The organism is Brevundimonas sp. (genome assembly GCF_018608325.1).
In the GTDB taxonomy this organism is placed as follows: Bacteria; Pseudomonadota; Alphaproteobacteria; order Caulobacterales; family Caulobacteraceae; genus Brevundimonas.
Window position 1 is genome coordinate 16996 of sequence record NZ_JABAZW010000180.1, and the last position, 4882, is coordinate 21877.

Sequence of the window (4882 nt, forward strand, 5' to 3'; positions counted from 1 at the left end):
GAAGATGATGGCCGCCGCCGCCATCACCCCCGTCTGCACGAAGGGCGCGCCGAAACCGTTCGGCATGAAGGGCGTGAAGTTGGCAGGATCGAAGTGCGGCATGGCGATGGCCACGAAAGCCACCAGGGCGGCGATCTTCACAAAGACCAGTACGGCGTTGACCGTCGCGCTCTCACGCGTGCCCAGCAGCAGCAACCCCGTGACCACGGCGATGATGAAGATGGCCGGCAGGTTGATCAGCCCGCCCTCGACGTGCGGCCCCACCGACAGGGCCAGCGGCAGGTCCAGCCCCAGACCCGCCAGGAAGGGCACGGCATAGCCGGACCAGCCGACAGCCACCGTCGACACGACCAGCGAATATTCCAGGATCAGGCTCCACCCCACGACCCAGGCGAAGATCTCGCCCAGCGCGGCATAGGAATAGGTGTAGGCGCTGCCCGAGGCAGGCATGATGGTCGACAGCTCGGCATAGGCCAGGGCCGCACAGGCGCACACTAGACCAGCCAAGGCGAAGCTGATCAGAACCGCCGGACCCGCCAGTCCCGCCCCCACGCCGATCAGCGTCAGGATGCCGGTGCCGACGATGGCGCCGACGCCCAGGGCCAGCAGATGCGGCCAGCTCAAGGTCGGCTTCAGGCCGGGTCCCTCGTGAGGCCTGAGCATGGCGTCAATCGATCGACGCCGGTTCCAGAATGCCATGTGCCTGTTTCCCCCGCCGCCTTGATGCGGCTGATTCCGCTATCAGCATAAACTGTCGAAGAAAGTTTGCGAAAGCGCTTGCCAACACCGAAACGGCTGGGTAGTAGGAGCGCCCTTCGGCAAGGGCAACCGCCGCCGAAGACATGACGATCGGTGTGGGTGATTAGCTCAGTCGGTAGAGCAGCTGACTCTTAATCAGCGGGTCCACAGTTCGAACCTGTGATCACCCACCATCGTCTTCCTTTGAAAACAACTACTTAGCCGCTAAGCGGCGCTCGCTACGGGCGAGCCGTCAGACTCGTCAGACTGCGGGTCGTCAGACTGGCGATGAACCAACCCCCGTTTCCGCTGCGCGTTCTCAGCCACCTTCGAATCGCGCGGAAGATATTTCTGCATGATCTGCTCGACGCTTGTTATGGAGTGACCAGTGATGCTGGCGATCTCGGGAACTGTGCATTCGGCGCGCGCGAGTTGGACCACGCAGCTATGCCGTAGCCATTTGAGTTTGAGGTCGCGGGCGCCGCTCTCCAGCGCCTTCTCACGCGCCTGGGCGAACACCTTCGCGCCTGCGATATCATCCGCCTCGATCCGACTTCCGACCTTGCGCATCCAGGGGCGTGTGAATCGGGCATCTTCGAACAGGTAGAGCTTGCCCGCGCGACGCGTCGTCTCCAGCATCGTTCTCATCCGATCGCTGATGCGGAACGTCACCGCGCTGCCGGTCTTCTCCTGCTCGAAAGAGAAAGTTGCACGCGCCGCGTCGTACTGTTCGCCGTACTTGAACAGGTAGCAATCGGTCAGGCGCTGGCCGATTTCCCATTGCAGTTGAATGAGCGCAGCCATGTCGGGCTGTCCAATCGACAGCGCGGCCCACGCGTATGTGTCGACATCTTCCTGTTCCCAGATTGCCACGCGAGTTTTCGGTGCGGCGGCCTTGATCCGCGCTACGGGATTGTCAGACCTCCACCCCAGGTCGATGGCCTGATCCATGACCATCTTGAACACGACCTTGACCATGCGCCGCGTCGTGGGTCGATCATCAAATCTTGAGACAAACGCCTCGGCCACTGACTTGGTGAGCTTCGTTGGATCCGGATGGCGGCACTCCTTGCTCCAATCCAGAATGTACCGGAGGGTCTGCTCATATCCGCGCTGCGTGCGCGGCTTGAGCGCCTTGTAGGCTCCCGTCCGCCTCCAGTTCTGGGCAAGAGTTTCCAGCGTTCTGCTGCTGCCGACAGACACGCGCTGGCCCCGCGCCTCGGCAAGTTGGCGATTCAGCGTCAGCGCATCGGCGCGAACGCGTAGCTGCTCGTCCGGGTTTCGCTCAAAGTTGCCCGTGCGCGGCGTCTCTATCGGCAGCGCAATCGTTGCGGGCCAGCCAGCAGGGCGCAGTCGCGCAGGAACCTCAAACAGCACGCGATGCGTACCGTCCTTGCGCTTACGAACGATCACATACGCGCCCAGGTCGAAGGGCTGAGACTTCACGCTCGCCACTCTGGCTCAGAGGTGGTGCGCGCTTCATCGAGCACGCCGAATGCGCGAAGAACATCAGCGCGGGCAAAGAGCTGTTCACGGCCCCGGTCGCAGGGCTTGAGATTGAGCGCGCCATTTGACCGGCGACGGCAAAAAGTCTCTGGCGTGATGCGGCGCCAGGCGCAAATCTCGCGCGTTGTGAGGAGGTCGCGGTCCGGCAGATCGCTCATCCCTCCCTCCTGTCGGGGTTGGCGAGCATGAGGGTCGTCGGCATTGATCCGCGCTCATAGGCGATAGCGAGCTGGGGTTGCATGAACTGGCCCACGGTCGAGCCATCGGGCAAGACGGTGTGGGCCAAGAACTCGTCTTCGATGGTCGTGATGCCCGCCGCGACGGCTTCCAACTTGGCCTTGATGACCAGAGCGAGAGCACGCCAGCGTTGGCGCCCGGCCTGCTCCCACGCCTTCGTCGCCTCCGCCTGACTGCGGACCTGGCCCTTTGCTGGCGTATGGGTGAACTCGCGCGCCTTGGGGTCCGGCATAGGCAAGACGAACTTTACCAGCCTGTTGCTGATCCGAAACCCGATCATCGCTGCCTGTTCTTCAGTCGCGTACATGAACGAGGTGGCGCCGTAGCGTTTCAGCGTCGCCTCGATCTCGTTTCGGCTGCGGTCCTGGCTGACTGTCGTTTCTGCTGCGTATCGGGCCATCCTACGCCCCTCCCTTGTCAGCTTTGGAGGGAGGGGTTGGGAGCGGACGCCAGTGGGTGAACGGGTTGTGGTTTCGCCCCAAGAACTCGTTGAAGGTATTGCAGACCCACCCCGGCGAACGGATACGGTGCCAGTCGCTGTCGCAGTAGCGCCCCATCTCGCCGCACTCGTGAAACGGCATTCCCCAGAACACCGTGTCGCGGCCGCCATCTTCGCGCCAAACGTCGATGACGACACCATCCTTCGGCGCGGTATCAATCGGCCTCCACTCCACCAGATCGCGGATGCAGGCGGCGGCTTCGGTGAGGAGCGTGACGAGGCCATCGCGACCAAGGCCACGATTGGCGGTGGCGCTGTAGTCCAGCCGCTCAACCAGTTCCATAGGGTCGGTCATTGTGATTTCTCCCGTACGGCACGAGCCACGTCACGGAGGCCAATCCAAAGTGCTATTGCAATAATAATTTCACCCACGTTCGGCCTCCGTGCTTGAAAGGAAGGTGTGGGCCATCGCTTCGAACTTGTCGGTTCGGGCGTACAGGCCTTCGTCAATGATCGTCCTCGCCTCAGCCAGCTTGCGCTCTGCTTCGGTGGCTTGGAGTTCAGCGGCTTGTGCGGCGACTTCCTCATCGCGCGCCTTGTCGATGGCCTTGTGCATCCGCTCCTTGGCGCGATCCCGCTCACCACGCAGCGCCGCATTCTCTGCGAGGAGGGCTTCGGCTGATGCGGCGGTGACGAGTGGTTCGACACGACATGAAGCAGCGAGCCTGAAGTTCTCGCCCTCAGGGAAGTAACTGACTCCACCCGCCTTCCACCAAACGATGTGGCCCGCGCTCGCCAGTTCAGCATGATCGCCGGAGCCGGATGCAAGGGCGGTGCGTCGGTTCCATGCGCGCCCATGATTAAACTCTTCGCCGGTCTCAAGCTGGCACCCACAGTCCTCGCATCGGTAAATGGTCGAGACGCGCGTGTTTCCGAAGCGTTCGAGTTCAGCCTTTCCGGCACAGAACGGGCACGGCTTCAGCTCCACCTTCTCGCGCGGGGTCATGGGCTGGGTCATTGGGAGGGCTCTGAAAGAAGTTTTCCGTGAGCGCTAAGCGGGTTCGGAACTGTGTCGAAATCCTTGGGCCAGTCCGTGCGTGACCAGGAACATCCACCGTTACCATCGACCTCTGGAAATGCCGACAGCGTCTCCTCGTCGTCGCATTCCTCGCATTGGCACCACTGGATGCGCTCGTCGCGGGGGTAGCGCAGGCTGCTACCGCTGTAGGAGCAGCGCGCGTTTCCGAAGGCCCCCTCCATGTCGGTCAGAATGTCGTCGGTCAGCTCACCGAAGTCGGGCCCGGCCGCGTCGTCACGGTCATCGCCGCATCCCCATGTGCTGCATCCACGGATCATCCACCACCTCGGGCGGTCGTTAATGGTCGTGATGCGGAAGAGCGCCCGCCCATCGCCGTAAATGATGGGCAAGACGCGCGGGGTGAAGTCTATGGCGTCAGCCGGAACCCAGAGATAGGCGTTGTGGGGAACCTCTATTATCGCGGCTAACCGTTGATGGATGTCGTCATCCGCTGCGGGGCGACCTTCGATACCATAGCTCACGGCTTCACCTCCGCTTTCAGGGCGGCGAGGGCTTTGCGAGCGATACGACCGGCCCATGCGGCACCCTGATCGAAGCCTTGGGTGTAGGAACGCTTGCTCGTCGGTAGCGCAACATCAGCACCGCCCGCATCAATGGTCGCCAACGCCTCGACCGCCACCCTCAGCCTGTCGTCATCGGCGGCGGGTGTCAGGGATGGGTGGGCGTAGAGAGGCTCCAGATCGCGGACCTCGTGGGCGTCCAGTCGAGGTTTTTGAGGGCTAAATCTGACCTTAGACCAGAGGCTTCGGGGTGGGTCCAAGCACACGCTCTCCAGCTTGCGATAACGCCACGCCGCAGGCTCCCCCGCCACCCCTTCGTCCAATGTGGCGGGTGTCGGGGATGGGTGGGCTTCGTCACCGAGC

Annotated in this window: 8 protein-coding genes and 1 tRNA gene; 1 reads left to right on the top strand and 8 read right to left on the bottom strand. The window is 62.7% G+C overall.

Annotation, left to right across the window (positions count from 1 at the left end; all coding sequences use genetic code 11):
• Positions 1-699, bottom strand: a 699-nt coding sequence (locus tag QZ281_RS18075; RefSeq protein WP_292231008.1) for an amino acid permease, incomplete at its 3' end; no start/stop codon positions are given.
• A gap of 157 nt (positions 700-856) precedes the next feature.
• On the opposite strand from QZ281_RS18075, the gene QZ281_RS18080 reads away from it, so the two are divergent.
• Positions 857-932 (top strand) — tRNA-Lys (locus tag QZ281_RS18080).
• Positions 933-963: 31 nt separating this feature from the next.
• Here QZ281_RS18080 and QZ281_RS18085 read toward each other — a convergent pair.
• The 7 genes from QZ281_RS18085 to QZ281_RS18115 form a co-directional block, all read right to left on the bottom strand.
• Positions 964-2184, bottom strand: coding sequence for a hypothetical protein (locus QZ281_RS18085; RefSeq protein ID WP_292231011.1), 1221 nt, complete (start codon positions 2182-2184; stop codon positions 964-966).
• On the bottom strand, positions 2181-2402 hold the full coding sequence (locus QZ281_RS18090; RefSeq protein ID WP_292231014.1) for a hypothetical protein: 222 nt from the start codon (positions 2400-2402) through the stop codon (positions 2181-2183). Before QZ281_RS18090 ends, QZ281_RS18085 begins: the two co-directional genes overlap by 4 nt.
• A complete protein-coding gene (locus QZ281_RS18095; RefSeq protein WP_292231017.1) occupies positions 2399-2881 on the bottom strand; it encodes a hypothetical protein in 483 nt (160 codons plus the stop codon). Before QZ281_RS18095 ends, QZ281_RS18090 begins: the two co-directional genes overlap by 4 nt.
• A 1-nt stretch (position 2882) precedes the next feature.
• Entirely contained in the window at positions 2883-3275 is a 393-nt protein-coding gene (locus tag QZ281_RS18100; protein ID WP_292231020.1) for a hypothetical protein, read from the bottom strand.
• A gap of 69 nt (positions 3276-3344) precedes the next feature.
• Positions 3345-3938, bottom strand: a complete 594-nt coding sequence (locus QZ281_RS18105; RefSeq protein WP_292231023.1) for a Lar family restriction alleviation protein — start codon at positions 3936-3938, stop codon at positions 3345-3347.
• Positions 3935-4480: a hypothetical protein gene (locus QZ281_RS18110; RefSeq protein WP_292231025.1), complete on the bottom strand. Its 546-nt coding sequence runs from the start codon at positions 4478-4480 to the stop codon at positions 3935-3937. Before QZ281_RS18110 ends, QZ281_RS18105 begins: the two co-directional genes overlap by 4 nt.
• The coding region (locus QZ281_RS18115; protein WP_292231028.1) for a hypothetical protein at positions 4477-4882 on the bottom strand (406 nt) is incomplete at its 5' end. The genes QZ281_RS18110 and QZ281_RS18115, both read right to left, overlap by 4 nt.

Bases quoted from the DNA above. Each gene is read 5' to 3' on its own strand.
- QZ281_RS18090 (WP_292231014.1), bottom strand. From the start codon at position 2,402: ATGAGCGATCTGCCGGACCGCGACCTCCTCACAACGCGCGAGATTTGC.
- QZ281_RS18095 (WP_292231017.1), bottom strand. From the start codon at position 2,881: ATGGCCCGATACGCAGCAGAAACGACAGTCAGCCAGGACCGCAGCCGA.
- QZ281_RS18100 (WP_292231020.1), bottom strand. From the start codon at position 3,275: ATGACCGACCCTATGGAACTGGTTGAGCGGCTGGACTACAGCGCCACC.
- QZ281_RS18105 (WP_292231023.1), bottom strand. From the start codon at position 3,938: ATGACCCAGCCCATGACCCCGCGCGAGAAGGTGGAGCTGAAGCCGTGC.